The organism is Mesorhizobium sp. P2_E6 (assembly GCF_056403835.1).
In genome coordinates, this window is record NZ_JBFUEQ010000023.1 from 1 (window position 1) to 16945 (window position 16945).

The 16945-nt window shown below is 58.3% G+C and carries 10 protein-coding genes and 1 pseudogene; 6 read left to right on the forward strand and 5 right to left on the reverse strand.

Annotated features, from left to right (window positions below; genetic code table 11):
* The 4 genes from AC1D08_RS32790 to AC1D08_RS32805 form a co-directional block, all read right to left on the reverse strand.
* The coding region (locus AC1D08_RS32790) for a VCBS domain-containing protein (RefSeq protein ID WP_477425142.1) at positions 1 to 1461 on the reverse strand (1461 nt) is incomplete at its 3' end.
* Between the two features lie 384 nt (positions 1462 to 1845).
* Positions 1846 to 2013 carry a hypothetical protein gene (locus AC1D08_RS32795; RefSeq protein ID WP_477425144.1) on the reverse strand — a complete coding sequence of 56 codons (168 nt, stop codon included), beginning with the start codon at positions 2011 to 2013 and terminating at the stop codon, positions 1846 to 1848.
* A 1057-nt stretch (positions 2014 to 3070) separates the two neighbouring features.
* On the reverse strand, positions 3071 to 4303 hold the full coding sequence (locus AC1D08_RS32800) for a hypothetical protein (RefSeq protein WP_477425145.1): 1233 nt from the start codon (positions 4301 to 4303) through the stop codon (positions 3071 to 3073).
* Positions 4266 to 4997 carry a hypothetical protein gene (locus AC1D08_RS32805; protein ID WP_477425147.1) on the reverse strand — a complete coding sequence of 244 codons (732 nt, stop codon included), beginning with the start codon at positions 4995 to 4997 and terminating at the stop codon, positions 4266 to 4268. Before AC1D08_RS32805 ends, AC1D08_RS32800 begins: the two co-directional genes overlap by 38 nt.
* A gap of 906 nt (positions 4998 to 5903) precedes the next feature.
* Here AC1D08_RS32805 and AC1D08_RS32810 point away from each other — a divergent pair.
* The 6 genes and pseudogenes from AC1D08_RS32810 to AC1D08_RS32835 all read left to right on the forward strand — a co-directional run bounded on the left by AC1D08_RS32810 (position 5904) and on the right by AC1D08_RS32835 (position 16433).
* A pseudogene (locus AC1D08_RS32810) lies at positions 5904 to 8812 on the forward strand (Tn3 family transposase).
* A 647-nt stretch (positions 8813 to 9459) separates the two neighbouring features.
* Positions 9460 to 10812 carry a JmjC domain-containing protein gene (locus AC1D08_RS32815; RefSeq protein WP_477425148.1) on the forward strand — a complete coding sequence of 451 codons (1353 nt, stop codon included), beginning with the start codon at positions 9460 to 9462 and terminating at the stop codon, positions 10810 to 10812.
* A gap of 40 nt (positions 10813 to 10852) precedes the next feature.
* Positions 10853 to 11110: a hypothetical protein gene (locus tag AC1D08_RS32820; RefSeq protein ID WP_477425150.1), complete on the forward strand. Its 258-nt coding sequence runs from the start codon at positions 10853 to 10855 to the stop codon at positions 11108 to 11110.
* Positions 11111 to 11170: 60 nt separating this feature from the next.
* Positions 11171 to 13819 (forward strand): B12-binding domain-containing radical SAM protein, encoded by a 2649-nt coding sequence (locus tag AC1D08_RS32825; protein ID WP_477425152.1) that lies wholly within the window; start codon positions 11171 to 11173, stop codon positions 13817 to 13819.
* Between the two features lie 766 nt (positions 13820 to 14585).
* Positions 14586 to 15773 (forward strand): AAA family ATPase, encoded by a 1188-nt coding sequence (locus tag AC1D08_RS32830; RefSeq protein WP_477425154.1) that lies wholly within the window; start codon positions 14586 to 14588, stop codon positions 15771 to 15773.
* A gap of 3 nt (positions 15774 to 15776) precedes the next feature.
* Positions 15777 to 16433 carry an RloB family protein gene (locus AC1D08_RS32835; RefSeq protein ID WP_477425156.1) on the forward strand — a complete coding sequence of 219 codons (657 nt, stop codon included), beginning with the start codon at positions 15777 to 15779 and terminating at the stop codon, positions 16431 to 16433.
* A gap of 191 nt (positions 16434 to 16624) precedes the next feature.
* Here AC1D08_RS32835 and AC1D08_RS32840 read toward each other — a convergent pair whose 3' ends face one another.
* Positions 16625 to 16942 carry a hypothetical protein gene (locus tag AC1D08_RS32840; RefSeq protein WP_477425158.1) on the reverse strand — a complete coding sequence of 106 codons (318 nt, stop codon included), beginning with the start codon at positions 16940 to 16942 and terminating at the stop codon, positions 16625 to 16627.
* Positions 16943 to 16945 lie beyond the last annotated feature (3 nt).

A 16945-nucleotide genomic window follows, 5' to 3' on the forward strand; every position in this document is an offset into this window, starting at 1 on the left:
GTTGGCGACGGAGTAGGTGTAGGAGCCGTTGGCGGCCAGGACGAGGCTGCCCAGATTGGTGCCGGCGCCGCTGACGGTGGTCTGGAAATGATCTTCGCCGGTGTCGACATCGCTGATCGAAATCGATCCCGCGGCGGTGAGCGTCACGGCCGCGCTGTTGGGCGTGTCTTCGGTGACGTCGGCGACCGTCGGGGTTCCGATCACGGCGGCGTCGTTGGTGCCGTGGATGGTGAAGCTGACGAGCTGGGTGGTGCCGTCGGCGGCCGTCACCGTGAAGGTGTCGACATGGGTGCTGGTGCCGCCGTTGGCGTCGCTGCCGGCGAGGAACTGCACGGCGGCGTTGGCGACGGAGTAGGTGTAGGAGCCGTTGGCGGCCAGGACGAGGCTGCCCAGATTGGTGCCGGCGCCGCTGACGGTGGTCTGGAAATGATCTTCGCCGGTGTCGACATCGCTGATCGAAATCGATCCCGCGGCGGTGAGCGTCACGGCCGCGCTGTTGGGCGTGTCTTCGGTGACGTCGGCGACCGTCGGGGTTCCGATCACGGCGGCGTCGTTGGTGCCGTGGATGGTGAAAGTGACATTCTGCGTGCCGGAGTTGGTCGTGCCGTCATTGACCTGCACCGTGTAGGTTATCGTCAGGCTCTGGCCAGCGCGCAGGAAGTCGAGGTTCGCGGCGGTCGGATCGTAGCTGTAGCCGATGTTGGCCGCGCCACCGTTGGAGGTTGTATCCGTCAGCGTGAATGCGCCACTGGCGATCAGTGCGGCTGCCCCGGCGGGYAACGAGAACGGACTGCCATTGAGCTGCACCACCGGGCTGCCTACTACCGACGCATGCAGCGTGTCGCCGACGTCGAGATCGCTCACCGAGAAATTGCCCGTGATCGCCACCAAGTTCTGAGCCGAGGCAYYAGTCAGTTCGAGCACTGCAACCGGATCACTCGTATCGCTCAGCACCGGCGCATCATTGGTGCCTGTGATGGTGAAAGTGACATTCTGCGTGCCGGAGTTGGTCGTGCCGTCATTGACCTGCACCGTGTAGGTGATGGTCAGGCTCTGGCCAGCGCGCAGGAAATCGAGGTTGGCGGGGGTCGGATCGTAGCTGTAGCCGATGTTGGCCGCGCCACCGTTGGAGGTTGTATCCGTCAGCGTGAATGCGCCACTGGCGATCAGYGCGGCTGCCCCGGCGGGCAACGAGAACGGACTGCCATTGAGCTGCACCACCGGGCTGCCTACTACCGACGCATGCAGCGTGTTGCCGATATCGAGATCGCTTACCGAGAAATTGCCCGCGATCGCCGCCAGGTTCTGGGCCGCGGCACCAGTCAGTTCGAGCACCGTCGCCGGATCGCTTGTGTCGCTCAGAACCGGCCCATCGTTGGTCCCCGCGAACTGAATGGTCGCGGTTGCCCAGCTGAGCGTCCCGTTGCCGAGCCGGATAGAGTAGATAAAGGTGTCCGTCAAATATTGGCCGGCATTCAACCCCTGCAATTGCGACCTGAAAGCAGCCGACAAGAACGCTGTATCGTATCCCACCTTCCCGTCGGCCGTAATCCAGATCTTTGCGCCGTTGGCGCTTGTATCGGAACCCGCGGATTCAATCCGACCTAGGTCCTGCGTCAACAAATCAGCCGCGATGTAGCCGCTCATCGCGCCAGTATTGTTCGTGCCGTTATCGACCGACCACAGCGATTTGGCGTTTCCGCCTAGATCGTTGGCCATTACATTGAGGAAAATGGTCCCGAAACTGTCTTCAGTGAGCCCAGTGAAAACGCTGGTGAAGAAATCATCCACTGCCTGCGGCGTGTTTGAAAAAGACGTCGTTGTTCCACCCATAACAGTTTCCCCCTAGTGCCCGTAGAGCGCTTGCCCGAAGCGCAAGTTTTTATGCGAAACATTCACGTCGGCCGGACGCGTCAACGCCCGTCGGCCTGCAACGTCGCCAGTCAAGGAAATCCCGTGCGAATGGCTTTCGATCGCCAGCCAGGGAATGATCGGCGAGAGCGCCAGGATCAAAGGAGTTCCCATTCAGACCAATGGCAGTCGTACCGACGCCGCGCTCACACGCGGTATCGCAGTTCCACTGGCGCCTGCGAATTCAGAAGAAGCCATTTTAACCCCCACCTTTTACTCGTACACGAGACAGATGCCCCAAATCTGTTCACTGCCGCATTGACAGATTAGTCACTCTCCATCTGAAACAGCTACGATCAACATGCGAATTTTGGCGTACGGCTACTGTCAGTGCGTAGTCCAGTCGCCGCAAGGCCACAGTGCGGCGATCAGCCAGACATCAACATGGCCGTCCACGTGTAAGTCTTGGCTACAACATGTAGCCGCGACGACTTTGGTAGCCGCGCTGCGTTCCCTTTTGTCCCCATGACGCCCTTTCCCTGATTGCTGGTCAGGATTTTTTTAGGAGGCGCTTATATTAACACATTCTTAATTTCAATGAAGAGTGGGCGTCAACATCCAAATGGATGAACGGTTAACGCAGTCGATGTGATTAGCATTGCGGGCGAGATCGTCCAGGACAATGCTGATCGCATTTACGATCTCATTGAGAACCGTGGGCGCCATCGTTATCCTGCAAAGTCCCGGCGGGTCCGATTGAGGAAGCCCTCCGGATCGGGCAAGAATCCGGCTCAACAATTTTTTGACGTCTGCAGGTGCAAACGGAGAATGCTATTCGGCATGGGGCCTAATTTGGGTCGCTGGTGTCCGATATATGTCGCCTACCTCGAAGATCGGTCCCATGCGGCCTACACGGATACCAGCGAGCTGCTGCTTCACCGCAGCCGGAGTACTGCCCGCCGGCGCAGACACGCGCCGTCCATCAGCCAGCTCGATCGCCACGATGCCGTCGGGCGGCTGCACCAGATCGCGCAACGCTGCAAGCGCGAGTGGCTTATTCGCCGGGCCGGCGCTAAGGCATTGATATTGCTGTCTTCAAAACCTGGGGATTTTTCGGGTTAATCCCCAGCTTCGGAGAATGATGGATATTCGGAGAGCAGTTCGGGGAACAACGTCTTTTCCGCACTCGGCTTTGTCGCAATCAGGCAGTATCCCAAACCTACCACGACTCCAGCATTTCATAGCGGCGACGCATCAGGAAGATGCTGGCGTTCTCGTAATCGTGCCGATCGAGCAGCGCGCGGTCTTCCGCAAAAGTCTCCCCTCGAAACATCCTTCCAAGACGCGGGTCGAGTTCGGCGCGGGCCCGGGTCCGCAGGTCTTCCGCACACGCGCTGTCGCCTAATTCGTGGCAGACGGCGGCGCCGATCACTGCAAAGTCGGCATCAAAGCCACGCACTTCGAGATAGCGGTGTGCGAGGTTGTTCGCGCGAGTGAGTTCGCCTGCATTGATCAGTTCGTAAAGCAGGCGGAAGTTGAGGTTGCGCGAGAGGGTCTGTGGAAGGGACAAGACTAGCTTTTCGAAGCCCACTTCCATCATGAGTGCCAGATCCGGGTCCTGGCCGGTGAGTGCCAGAACCGCCATATTGTAAAAACCCAGATCATCGATGAGCGGACTTTTTTGTGGACCGAAAAGGTAGCCGTTATCTCCTACGGGTTGCGAGGCGTCCATATCAGCGTACATATTGGCGTCGCGCCAATAGTAAAGATCGAGCCTCGCGACGCCCGGCGCCAGAGCGGCGACGGTTTCGATCATTACCTTTCCGTCAATCGGTGGGACGAGAACCGCTGCCTTCAGGACTGAGTCCATGGTGTCGAAGGGGACTGAGAACAGCTTGCGGTCGCCTTCTACGAACCAGTGACCGCCGAAGTCCTGCAGCAGGCTGTTTTCAGAGAGAAGAAAGTTCTCTTCGGCCCGCGCATCGATGAAGGTCACTAGCTTCCTGTCGGCTTGGATCCGGTAGATCAGGGTTGCGTGGTCGGTAAAGCCATCGCTCAGGAAGACCTCGTCACCCGGCGCAAGGATGCATGGCCAGCGATCGATTGGCAGCCGTAGGTCACCGCTTGGCAGCTCGACTTTAGCCGAGCTCCCGGCGGGTTCAAAGCGCACCACAGGCATTGGAATATTGACGTGCCGGTTCTCGAAGATCTTCTGGAGCATCTGGCCAGCTGGACCCTCCTCATCCATTGCCTCATTGTTGAGGTAGGGCCACTTGTTGGGGCTGCCGTAGGACGCTGTCGCTCCGTTGAATATATCGTCGAGCAGCTTGGGGGCCTCCAGCGGCTTCTCGCTTCGAAGCACCGGACACTCGGCAATGCCGGCAAGGGCTGGCAATGTGGCACCCACTAGCAAGCTAGTTGTGCAGATAAAGAGGTTCAGAATGCGTTTCATGATCAACCCCGTCGATGGTGTATTTGGCGATGATCTTGAGGCCCTTGAGCGGAACGTCGAGATAGCGCAGCCGCAGGTCCAGGGTATAGGTTGTATCTCCGGTCTCATTGAGTTCGATGACTTGTGCCCGGTCGTTGCAATCGAGCAGGTTCTCCGGCCGACATTCTAAATGTGTCCCATGCGCGTCGTTGTAGACGACTCTGAACTTGCCGCTGCCAATGACGCCGAGATAGGTGTTTACTGGCTGCGCCCCTGCCCAAGATTCCGGCTCCCGATCGGGCGAGTCGGCGTTAGCTTTCACGGCCGCTACGACCTCGGGGGGCACCTCTTCGATCGGCACAATGGTGATGGCGTTGATCGCGAGCGGGGGTGCGGGATTCTTGAGATCGAACTGTACGCGAAGCTTCACTCCCTCCGAAAAAACCCTTGCGCCGGCGGCCCGGATCATGGTGCCGCCGGACATCGGCTGAAGCTCCGACTCATCCAGCTTGACGCGCAGTCCATCTTCGATCGGTGCAGCCGGAGTGAAGCGATCGTGGAGGTCCAGAATGCCCACGATGCTGGCGATGATGGCGGAGATCACTCCGATTGCCGTCGCGACCGGATACTTTTCGAAGAAGGCAAATAGTTTGCCCGCCAGACCCCGTGGTCTCGCCTGAGCTGCTCCCGGCTTGCGACTAGTCCCGCGTGCCATGGCGGGTTCCCCAAACCACGCTATTTTCAATACTGTAGCACGTGCGCGAGACGCGCTCCAGTCTGCGGCTGCCCAACGCCTATCGGCTGCTGCTTTGTGGAGCATCCGAGGCAGGTTGCCAACGCGCGGCGGAACTTTCCGCCAATGGTTTGATCTTCGTGCGCAACCATGCTTCAGGTTGCCTGTTCCACCAACATTCCGGAACGTGGCTTGCGGTCGGCAGCAACTGCTTCCTGATATCTCGCCTTGAGCGTAGCCGAAGCACCACCTCGTCTCTGCAGTACGAGGAGTATCCGGTTCTAGCGCAACCGCCACCTAGCGAGCGACGTATAGTTGTGGTCTTCATTGGGCAGGCGAGCGAAACGCAAAACTGCCAACAGTTGGGATGGCGCTATCATATTGATATTGCTGGGCCTCAAAACCTGGGGATTTTTGGCGCTACTCCCCAGCTTCGGAGAATGACGGGCATTCAGAGAGCGGTTTGGGGGAAAACGTGGTTTTCGCACCCCCCAGCTTTCGACCCCAAACCGCGCAAATGCTGGGCTTCAGGGCCCAACGCAATCCAGCAGAGAATTGTTCGGAATTTGAGGATGGTAGAGGGAAAGGAACCGGAATCCAACCTTCTCCACCGAGCGACGCCATGACGGCAACTTGAAACGTGCCTCAGATACGTTGCTGACGACCGACCTAGTCGGAACCGCACTTAGGTCGGCTCCCAAACTCCGCCTCGCTCCTTGGGGTCGGAACAAGAACTGCTCAAAATCGTACGCTAAGGGCGAACGGAGCGAGAACCCGAGTGCGATATCAGCCGCCTGCATTTGATCTCTGTGGATAGCCTAGCCAAGGCTGACGTATGTGCCCCCCAGTTTGACATCGTTCCATCGAGTATTGTGATGGAGTCGGGCGATGCGCAGACGGAAGCTTCTCAAAGATCAAGATCGGCAAAAACTTTTCAGTGTGCCGACCGATGAGAACACAATCAGCTCGGCTTTGCCGTTCAGCTTTGCCTGATGCGCTATCCAGGCAGAGTGCTCGCCGCCGGAGAGACTCCGCCTCGCGCAATGCTGAAGCATGTTGCCGATCAGGTCGGCGCCGACCTCGGAACGTTCGCGCTCTATGCGCGCCGTGAAGAGACCCGTCGCGACCACGCCGCGCGCTTGATGATCTATCTGGATACAAAGAGCGCAACGGGGGAGGATCGTCGAGCGGCGCTACTAGCTGCGATTCAGGCGGCAACGATTTCCGACGACAGCGTCGGGATTGCGAAAGCCATCGCCGCGTCTTTTCGGGAACGCGGTTCCCTGCTTCCGGTGACCGAGACGATCGAGCGAATAGGGCTCGCGGGCCGGTCGATTGCCCGTCGGCGAGCAGAGAGAGCGCTGATCGAAGAAATTCCGCTCGATAAGCTTCAATCATTGGATAGGCTATTGGAGGTTGATTCGTCGATCGGCCATACGCGCTACCATTGGTTGCGATCCGCGCCGGATGCGCCAGGTGCGTCAAACCTGGTCGGGCTGGCCGAACGGGTTGCCTTCCTGCGCAACCTAGAAATCGACCCGAAATTGCAGCTGCGCATATCGTCTGGACGGTGGGATCAGATGATCCGTGAGGGCGACGCCACGCCGGCCTGGCTGGCCAATGACTTTAATGCCAGCCGTCGACACGCGCTGCTCGTGGCGCAGATTGTCAAGCTCGGCCAGCAGCTCACGGACGATGCAGTGTCGATGTTCATCAAGCTGATTGGTCGGTTGTTCTCGCAAGCTAATAACCGCAAAAAGCAGCGGCACATGGATTGCAGGCCGGATACCGCCAAAGCGCTACGCATGTTCCTCGACACGATCACAGCCCTGCAGTCCGCCAACAATTATGGCCGGAACGCATTGGAGGTTCTCGATCAGGAAGTTGGATGGCACCGGCTGCTTCGGATCAAGCCTGAGCTTGCGTCGATGGTCGAGAACAACGAGGCGTCGCCATTGACCTTAGCGGCCGAGCAATATGGGACCGTCATCAAGTATGCCGGTGCATTCCTACAGACGTTTACGTTCCGCTCAGCGCGCCGCCACGATCCCCTTCTTGCGGCGATTTCGCTGCTGAAACGGCTCTATGCCGAGAAGCGCCGAGCGTTGCCGGAGCGCGTCCCCATAACTCACCTCAGCCAAGCCGAGCRCAAGCTCATTCTTGGACAGGAGAAGCCGGATCGTCGTCTCTATGAAATCGCAACGCTCGCGGCTTTACGAGATCGACTTCGGTCGGCGGACATATGGGTCGATGGCAGTCGATCCTTCCGGCCGATCGACGAGCATCTTATGCCCCGGTCGACATTCACCACCATGAAGGAGGAGGATCGCCTTGGACTGGGCGTCCAAGGTAACGGCGCGCAGTGGCTTGCCGAAGCGCATCAGATGCTCGACTTCAACCTGAAGCGTCTGGCGCACAGAGCACGGTCCGGAAAGCTCGAAGGTGTTCGTCTTGAAGCCGGGACGTTGATCGTTACACCAACTGCTGGCGAGGTTCCGCCGGCGGCCGACGAACTGAATGCCGAGATCAGCGACATGTTTCCGTTGGTCGAGGTTCCCGACCTCCTGAGGGAAGTGCATGAATGGACTGGCTTTGCGGATTGCTTCACGCATGTTCGCACGGGTGACGTCCCAAGAAATGCCTCAGCAATGCTGGCCGGCGTGCTGGCCGACGCGACCAATCTCGGTCCGAAGCGTATGGCCAGCGCATCCAAGGGCATCAGTGCTCACCAGATCGGCTGGATGCGCACGTTCCACGCCCGGTCGGAAACCTATCGCGCGGCGCAAGCGTGCATCACAGATGCGCACACTCGTCACCCGCATGCTCGACTTTGGGGTAATGGAACGACCGCGTCATCCGACGGACAGTTCTTTCGCGCGAGCGATAGAGCGGCGAAGCGCGGCGACGTCAATCTGCACTACGGCAGTGAGCCAGGCTCGAAGTTCTATAGCCATCTGTCAGATCAGTACGGCTACTTCAGCATCTTGCCGATCAGCCCGACCGAAAGCGAGGCAGCATATGTGCTCGACGGGCTGTTCGATCAGGACACGATCCTCGACATCCAGGAACACTTCACCGATACGGGCGGTGCAAGCGACCATGTCTTCGGACTGTTCGCCTTGATCGGCAAGCGGTTCGCGCCTCGGCTGCGCAATCTCAAGGACCGGAAGTTCCACACCTTCGAGAAAGGCGATGCATATCCGGCGCTGTCGAAGCACATCGGGGCGCCGATCAACACCACTCTGATTCTCGACCATTGGGATGATCTGCTTCATCTGGCGGCGTCGATCACGACGCGATCCGTGGTGCCGTCTACGATCCTGAAGAAGCTGTCAGCATCACCGAAGGAAAGCCAGCTCGCAAGGGCGCTACGGGAACTCGGTCGGATCGAGCGGTCGCTTTTCATGATCGAATGGTATTCGAGCTCGGCATTGCGCCGGCGATGTCAGGCCGGCCTCAACAAGGGTGAGGCCGCGCATAAGCTGAAGCGCGCCGTCTTCTTCCACGAGCGCGGCGAACTCCGCGACCGGTCGTTCGAAAGTCAGGCATTCCGCGCATCGGGCCTCAATCTTGTCGTCAGCGCGATCGTCCACTGGAACACGGTCTATCTCGATCGCGCGGTGACACAGCTCAAACGAGCGGGAAGGAACATTCCAGATCCGCTGTTGAAGCATATCTCGCCGCTGAGTTGGGAGCATATCAACCTGACGGGCATCTACACCTGGGACAGCGAGCAACATCTCCCGGAAGGCTTCAGGTCGCTCCGCCTCCCGCCTGGGCTACGGCGTGCAGCATAACGTTCCTGCTCCGTTCGACCTTAGCGTACGATTTTGAGCAGTTCTTGTTCCGACGCCTTGTTGACAGCGAATATGATCATGGCCGCGCAATTGCCAGCCGATTGGTCGATGTAGATGCGTCAGATACCGTCGAAGATATCGAGCGAAAGGTCATGAAGGTAGAATGCGACTTGATCATCGAAACAGTCCGCAGGGTTTCCTGCGGCAATCCAAAGCTGCCTCTCTGAGAGCTCTTGGCTTGCTGTGCGGACAAGTCCAGCCGCCGTCACCAGCGGTAGCGCTGTTCGAGGAAACTGTGCCCTTATTGCAAATGCGGGTTCCGCAGGTCACGTGTCTTTGGAGTGGAGCCTTTGCCTTCTGGCCGCTGCGCAATTCGTCATCGCCCTAGACTTCAACATCGTCTATGTGGCCTTGCCTCAGATTGGTGCCAATCTCGGCTTCACCGGGTGACGCTGCAGTGGGTGGTGAGCGCCTACTCCGTCGCGTTGGGTGGCTTCTTGCTCCTTGGAAGTAGGCCTCGGATTTGTTCGTAGACAGATCGCCCGTCGGGCCAGAACCACAGACCCGACAGAAACGGCTCCAGCCGCTGCTCCAGATCGTCCCGCTAGCCCAGTCCTTGGGACATCGCCACCCCGCGTAAGCCGACCATGGCACCCGAACTCACTGCAATGCTGCCCCGTCTGAATCAGCCTTTCAAAGTAGTGCTAGCCTACCGCGTCGATCTCTCGCAAGATGTGGCTTTCGGCCGTGGACTTGACAAGAACTTTCGTGCGACCAATTGGGACAACGATATGAGCGCTGCGTTCGAACTCCTATTCGGCCCCTATTCGGCCCCTCGTTTGCTCACCGAAGTCTACGAGAAGCAGCACCTCCACCTATCTGGACGACCTGTGGATCATTTTGAGCGACTGTTCTCACTCTCGACGACAGAGAAAATCCTTTGGGCGCATGAAGCTCAACTCCGAGATTTCGTTAGATACCATAGTCACGGACGCGATGTAGTGACGCCCAGCAATGTGGGGCAGATGGATGTCTTGCGTTGGATCGTGAAGGAATACAGCCGTGGCACAACGCTAATTTTGAATGCACTTGAGGATCGCCACCTACCTATCGCGCGGTTCGTGCGCGAACTGGAGCTATATTTTGGCTTTCACGTCTCCGCGGCGGCCTACGTCACCCCGACGGGCGCTCGGGCTTTCGGCATTCACTTCGATACACACGATGTGGTGATCGCCCAAGTCGAAGGCAGCAAAATTTACGATTTGTTTGAAGACACGAAGGTACCCCCTTTGCCACTCCGACGGCAGCAGTCCGAAGTTGCCGACGTTGACCATCTGACGCCGATCTCCACCGTGGAGATGCAGCCAGGCGACGTTCTATACATGCCTCGTGGGCTCATTCATGTAGCTAAAACGTCCAGCCAACACTCGCTACATCTAACCTTTTCGTTGCATCCTCAAAAAATGGCGGACCTCGCAGCCGCAGCTGTGGAGCTTGCGGCAGAAGCGAATCCCGCGATGCGTGTGAGCGCGCCAAAGGACGGGACCGATCCCGTCTTGCAGGCTCTCTTATCCACCTTGAGCGTGGCACTTGGCGTCTCGCTATCTGCTGACCAAGTCCTGCTTCGTCAGCGCCAGCGGTTCATTAGCGGTCTCCGCGCACTCCCGGGGCAAAGACTGATCGACCCTCCCATGGTCGATCACCTTGGTTTAGAGCACTGGGTCGAGAGGGTGGCCGGCAGCGCGTGTGCGATCCAAATCCTCGGCGAAGAACTTCGGCTTGGATTCCCAGGGCTTGAGCGCATGAGAGACACCACGCGCAGCCCAGCGACGTTGGGAATGCCGGGCGCGTTGGAGCCTGCCATTCGATTCATTGACCGACAGACCGGGCCGTTTCAGATCTGCGCGCTGCCGGGCGCGATTTCCGACGGCTCAAAGGTTATTCTAGCCAAACACCTGATACGCGAAGGACTATTGCAGATCGCCGCAGAAGGGCGTTAACTGCTATCAAGACAATGGTCACTCCCGGGGAACGGATAAAATGGCCGATGCACCTCTAACGCTCACTCCCAGCCAGATTGCTGAAATCGAAGGGGTCGTGGGTCACGATCTTAACGTGGTCAAGGCCGATCTTGGACATGTCGGCGGCCTGAAGTTAACACTCACGGACGCCCAAGCGAACGATATAAAACAAAAAACCGGGAAAGATCTGAAAGTTCTTGAGCTTACTGAAGCTGATCTAAGGAAATACTCGTCAACGGCGGACTATGAGCGCGGGGGGATCGTCGTTACTTCCTAGATGATTGCAGCTAACTCGGTCGCTAACGTCCTTTGCACGAGGCGCGGTCATGGGTATCCGATGAACGGCAATCCGGCGTTCGTGTTTGTATTTCCTAATGTGCTGAACTGCCGGGTTTTTGACGGCTTCGACTATCACCTTGGGACAGGTTATCTGCGGGCCTATTTAGCCCTGCACGACGTAAATAGTGTACAGTTCCTTGGTGATGCCAACAAATCGGTATCCGATGTCGTCGCGGACATATTGATCCTTGGCGGCGAGATGGTCGGCTTTAGCTGCTACGACGCAAACTATAACATCGTCCGCCTTTTGGCGGAGGAGGTCCGGCGCCAGGCGCCGGACTTACCGATCGTGGTGGGCGGCCCAAGCGCAACCTTTTCCGATCTTCTGATCCTGTCTGACTGCGCGGCGTTCGACGTCTGCTGCCGATCTTACGCCGAAGAAATCGCGCTCGATCTTGTCCGATGGCGTCGAGGCGAGCTTGAGCTAGATTCTATTGGCGGCGTTACGTTCCGGCGGGGCGGGCAGGTCGTTCGGAATGGTGAACGCAGCGATGCGCCCAAGGCGCGGATATCAACCGCAGTCCGAGACAACGTTGATGAAGTTGGAGCCTTTTCGGACACGGGCGGTGCCCTTGACGTTTATCCTGATCCCTACATAGGGGGGTACCTGCCCCCCCATCGTGTAAGCGACATCGGCCTGGTCACATCTCGCGGATGCACCTACGCCTGCACTTTCTGCAACTTTTCTGCCATGTCGGGCTGGGGGCTGGCAACTCATTCGATCCAACGGCAACTTAAAGTGTTCAATTTCTTCGAAAACTGTCTGGCCGGGCGAGAGCGCAAGACGCTTGTTACGATCAACGACGACAACTTCTCTCTACAAGGTAAACGCTTCCACGAACTCATACGGCGCATGTCGGCTGCGAACTTTCAAAACCTTGAATTCTGGGCCGAAATGAGAACCGAGCCGCTGAAGGACGATACGTTCGGTTTGCTTCGCGAGGCGGGTTTTGCGGAGATCAACTTCGGCCTTGAAAGCGCAGTACCTCACGTCCTGGCGGCAATGAAGAAAGTTCGTTCGACCGGCTGGGAACGTGACGATTTCGAGAAGGAGCGCAGATATCTCGAGCGCATCGCCTGGGCGGTTCGGGGCGCGCGATCGGAGGGAATACGCACGACGGTCAGCGTTATCTTTGGGGGGCCGTTGGAGACCCCGGCAGATGGGCTGTGCACCTTGGATTTCATCAAGGCCATCCAGGTCGATAGCTACGCCCACAATTTTATGATCGTCGGGGACGGCACTGAATTGGCGACAAACTACGCCACTTTCGGACTTTCGAACCACAACCCCCCGGATCGTGTCCTACCACCGGTCACGCGAACGGCGTACGATGTCTATCAACTGCCGATCTTGGACCATGATCGCTCCTGGCTTCCTATGGGCGGCCTGGAAATGCGGCAAGCCAGCCTCCTGTTTTCAGGGACTGGCTACATTCCCGCCCAGCGATCGCGTCCGCGCGGCAATGGCCGCGGTGGAAGCGGGAGGGCTGCGGGAGCCCATCCCGCCAACGCAGGTGGCGCCGGGCCCATCGTGAGCCTTCCCGAGACGGCGTTGGACGGCAAGGTCGCCGAGTGGCTGGCGCGCGTACTTCCCATGAACCTCAGCGTCTGGCTCACCTACTCAGATCCTGGCGTGAAAGCCCGCGCGCAGACGATTCTGAACCGCGCGAAGGTTCCCGTCCCGGAGGTCAACACGTTACGGGACATTCCTGGTCCAGCAGACACGGTGGTGTACCGCGTAAGCGAGTTCAGCCCCGAAGCCCCAGAGATGAATACGCGGCACATCAGTTGCGTTCCCCTGAGTTCAGCGGTTGTGGCGGGCACCTTCGGGCAAACCCAAACGCCCCGCCGGTCTAGTCTAATCTTCGAGATTGAGACCCCTGAAGATATCGGCGCGCTCCTGTCGCTCGCCCCCTCGGATGGCGCCAATGGCACTTGGACGGTCGGCGCAGACATGGTCGCCTCCAGAGCTTTGTCACGCGATGCCTGCCGGTGGTGCTCTTCAGAATGTCCTGCGACCAGACTCGAACGATTGATCGTCGATGAACAACGCTGGGTTCGCACGTGCCACAGCGGCTTACCCATCGGAAAGGTCGGCGAAACCCTTCCCGAACTCTCCGCCAACGCTGCCCGGATCTCAGAGGCAGTCCGCCATGAGCGGGGGTGTGCTGCCTGTCCCGTGAGCGACAACTGCGCCAAGTGTATATTTACGGGTCCAATGACAGCTGCGGAATACTGTCATGTTCAGACTTCCAAGCCGGGACTTCGGGGCTTGTTTGATGGGCTGATTGGTCTTCAAAGTCTGCATGATAGTGACGTGATCGACGGTGATCATGGAGACATCAGAATCTACTCGCTCCTGAATCTTGAGGGGACGATCACCGGTGGCATCGAGGCCGTCCCGCTCGCGAGATGTGTCATGATGGTGCCCACTGCAGGAGACCTCGCCTTTCTCTATTCGCATTCCGATGCACTTTTGATGACCCTACCCTACGAGAACGCCATCGCGCTCGGGATGCTCCTTACACCTCCAATACTGGACGAGACCGAATGGCCAGACCAGGGAGGTGCGGCAGTGGCGGGTCAACGGTCAATTCGACCTCGACCGCGCGAGGCTAATAGCGTCAAATCTGGTGCCAATCAATGAAGAACCGGCATCCCCGCACGATCTAGCAGTCACCCTGTTGGCAGGCTCGCTTCCGCCGCGCACTCCCGTCTCTGGGACGAACCTGTATCACTTGTGCGGATGGTGCCTCGCCACGCATCAGCTCAGGAAGAACTGGCAGCTGGTGAAAAGTCGCTGCTCGGAGCTTGACGCGACACAGACGCGACATGGAAGCAGGGTCGCAAGTCGCTAAGCGCTTGAATTTGTTTGGCTGGGTTCTTGGAAGCTTTTCGAACCTTTTGGTTCGCCCCGCATCCGGAATTGCACGCGTTCATCGGAGAGATTCGATATCAGATTCGGTCTTAGGAAAAATCTGACGCGACATGGCCTTTTTGTGGCGGCTGTACGGAAAACGGTCGTTACCCGGCCGTGGTGCATGCCCGGTCAATGCAGCCAGTAAGAATGACATTATGTCATATATAAAATCGAGTAGGTGGCGTTCGCCAAGGGAGCGACGTCGTTACCCGATAGAAATTTTGAATCGTGGCAGCCGCCCCGGGTCCCTACGCGCTCCCTTCGAGCCACGTGGCTACCAGAAACATCACCGCGGATTACGAGGTGAGGGGCTTTTCCCTAGCTACAATGTGATACTGAAGGGGAGTACGCTTCAAGCGGCATTTCGACGGGATAGCCGAAATAGGTTGATTTTTTGCATATTATGTGCGACAATATGGGTCAATAGAGAGTATGAAGCATGTTACTGGAATTCAGAGTTAGAAACTTTCGCTCGTTCCGCGAGGAGGCCGTGTTGCGGCTGGCGGCCAGCAGCGACGCGTCGATGCAGGATACTCATACGCGGTCGACCGGGCTGGAAAAAATCCGTCGGGCCGTCAATGCCGCCGCGGTATATGGGGCGAATGCCAGCGGCAAGACCAACATCATTCGCGCCTTGCAGTTCATGCAGTTGATGGTGGCGACCTCCAACCAGATTCAGCCGGACCAGGAGAGCAATCTGACGCCCTTTGCCTTGCGTCCGGAAGCTGCAACGTTCCCAACGCTGCTGGAAGCGACCTTCGTCATTGACGGCAAGCGCTACCAGTACGGGTTCGAATTCAACCGGCGCGGCATCCTCGAGGAGTGGCTGCAGGTTTACGAGACCGCCAAGCCTCAAGTGTGGTTTCACCGAAAACGCGATGAAAAGACCGGAAAATACAAGTTCACCTACAGTGACTATTTTTTAGGCCCGAAAAAGGTCTGGGAAGGAGCAACCCGCACAGAGGTGCTGTTCCTCACCACTGCCGTCAATCTCAACAACGAGCAGTTGCGCCCCCTCTACCAGAAATTCGTCGAGGACATGGCCATCTCCACCGAAGGCGGTGCCATCGGTTTCGAATTCACCGCCAATTATGTGCAGGACGCCAAGAACGAGAAGCGGGTTGTGTCGCTGATCGCGGCCGCGGATACGGGAGTTTCCAGCCTGTCATTTGATAAGAAGCGCGGTCGGCAGTTCCAGGTGAACCTGGCTGGCGGCGTACCGGAAGCCAGCGACGTCGACATCAACTTGCCGCAGTTGGGACACCTGGCAAACGGCGTCACCTACCCGCTGGAATTCCACGATGAATCATCCGGCACGCAGATCATATTCCACCTTGCCGGACCGGTTCTCGATATCCTGCAGCGCGGCCGACTGCTCGTGGTCGATGAGCTTGACCGCAGCCTGCACCCGCTCCTCGTGCAGCAGCTGGTGGCCATGTTCAATGATCCCCGTCAAAACAAGCGGGGCGCGCAGCTGATCTTCACCACGCACGACGTGTCGCTTCTCTATGGCAAGCACCTGCGCCGGGACCAGATCTGGTTCACGGAAAAAGACGCGGAGCAGGCGTCGCACATGTTCCCCCTGCTCGACTTCTCGCCGCGCAAGGGCGAGGCGCTGGAAAAGGGCTATCTCGGCGGTCGATATGGCGGCGTTCCGATTCTGGAACCGTTGCAGGACTAGCCGGTGGGAAAACGCGTCCGCTCGGAATCGTCCCTGAACCGCAAGCAGGGTCGCAAACGCGGCTCACCGCGGATATTGATTGTCTGCGAAGGCGAGAAGACCGAACGCAACTATTTCGGCGCGATCCGGCGTGAACGTCGCCTCAGTGGTGCCCGGGTGCAGATCCTGCCGTCCGACTACGGCACCGACCCGCTGAACGTCGTTGACTATGCGCGCGACTATTTTCTGGCCGAGGATAGGGCATTTGACGAGGTCTACGCGCTCTTTGACCGGGATGACCACCTTACGTATTACAACGCGCTGACTCGGGCGGCGGCGCTTAACAACAGCTACAAGAACGATGCCGGGGTCCGCGTGCCGTTCCTCGCAGTGCCGTCGGTCCCTAATTTTGAGTTGTGGCTGCTGCTGCACTTCAGGAACGTGCTGGCGCCGATCCACCGCAATGAGGTCTATGCCGAGCTCAAGAAGGCCGCGGCGTATCCGTCCTACAAAAAGAACAGCCTAACGGCCTATGATGATACCAAGGCCCATATCGAGGTTGCGACCCAGCGGGCGGAAAACCTGCGCAAGACGAACACGCCCGTGAACGGCACCGACACCTATACCGATGTCGACGTCCTCGCCAACAAGCTGCTCTCGATCGCCATTCCGTGGTCCTGAATTCCGACTTAGACCGCCAGACGGCTGACTGGCGGTCGTGAACACGCGCTGCCGGCAACCGAACGCGATCAATCGATGTGGGCGCCTGTAAGTGATAAGCACAAAAGCGAAGCGGTGACGCTGCAGTTCGTCGGCCGCTTCACGCGGTCTCGTCAGGATCTCGGAATCGCCAAAGTAAAATTTCCTGCCGGTCAATCGACGCAGCCGTGTTTGATCCACTGTTCGATCTCTGCGATCTGGTCATCAGGTATGTACGGGCCACCATCGGGCATGCGTCTGCCGCCGAAGCCCGTCTTAAGGTCGATGATCAGATTGACCTTGTCAGTATCCGGAGTTCCAATCAGCTCTGGCTGGATCAACCTTTTGCCCTTCCCGACAGCCGCGAGCAACTCGTCTTTCGTTTCCCACTTAAAAGTCGGTCCATGGCCACTCAGGTCTGCCTTGCCCTTTGCGGCGATCCATGCGGCCATTCCATTCTCCAAAATGGTCTTGACCCGATCGAACGGCATTTT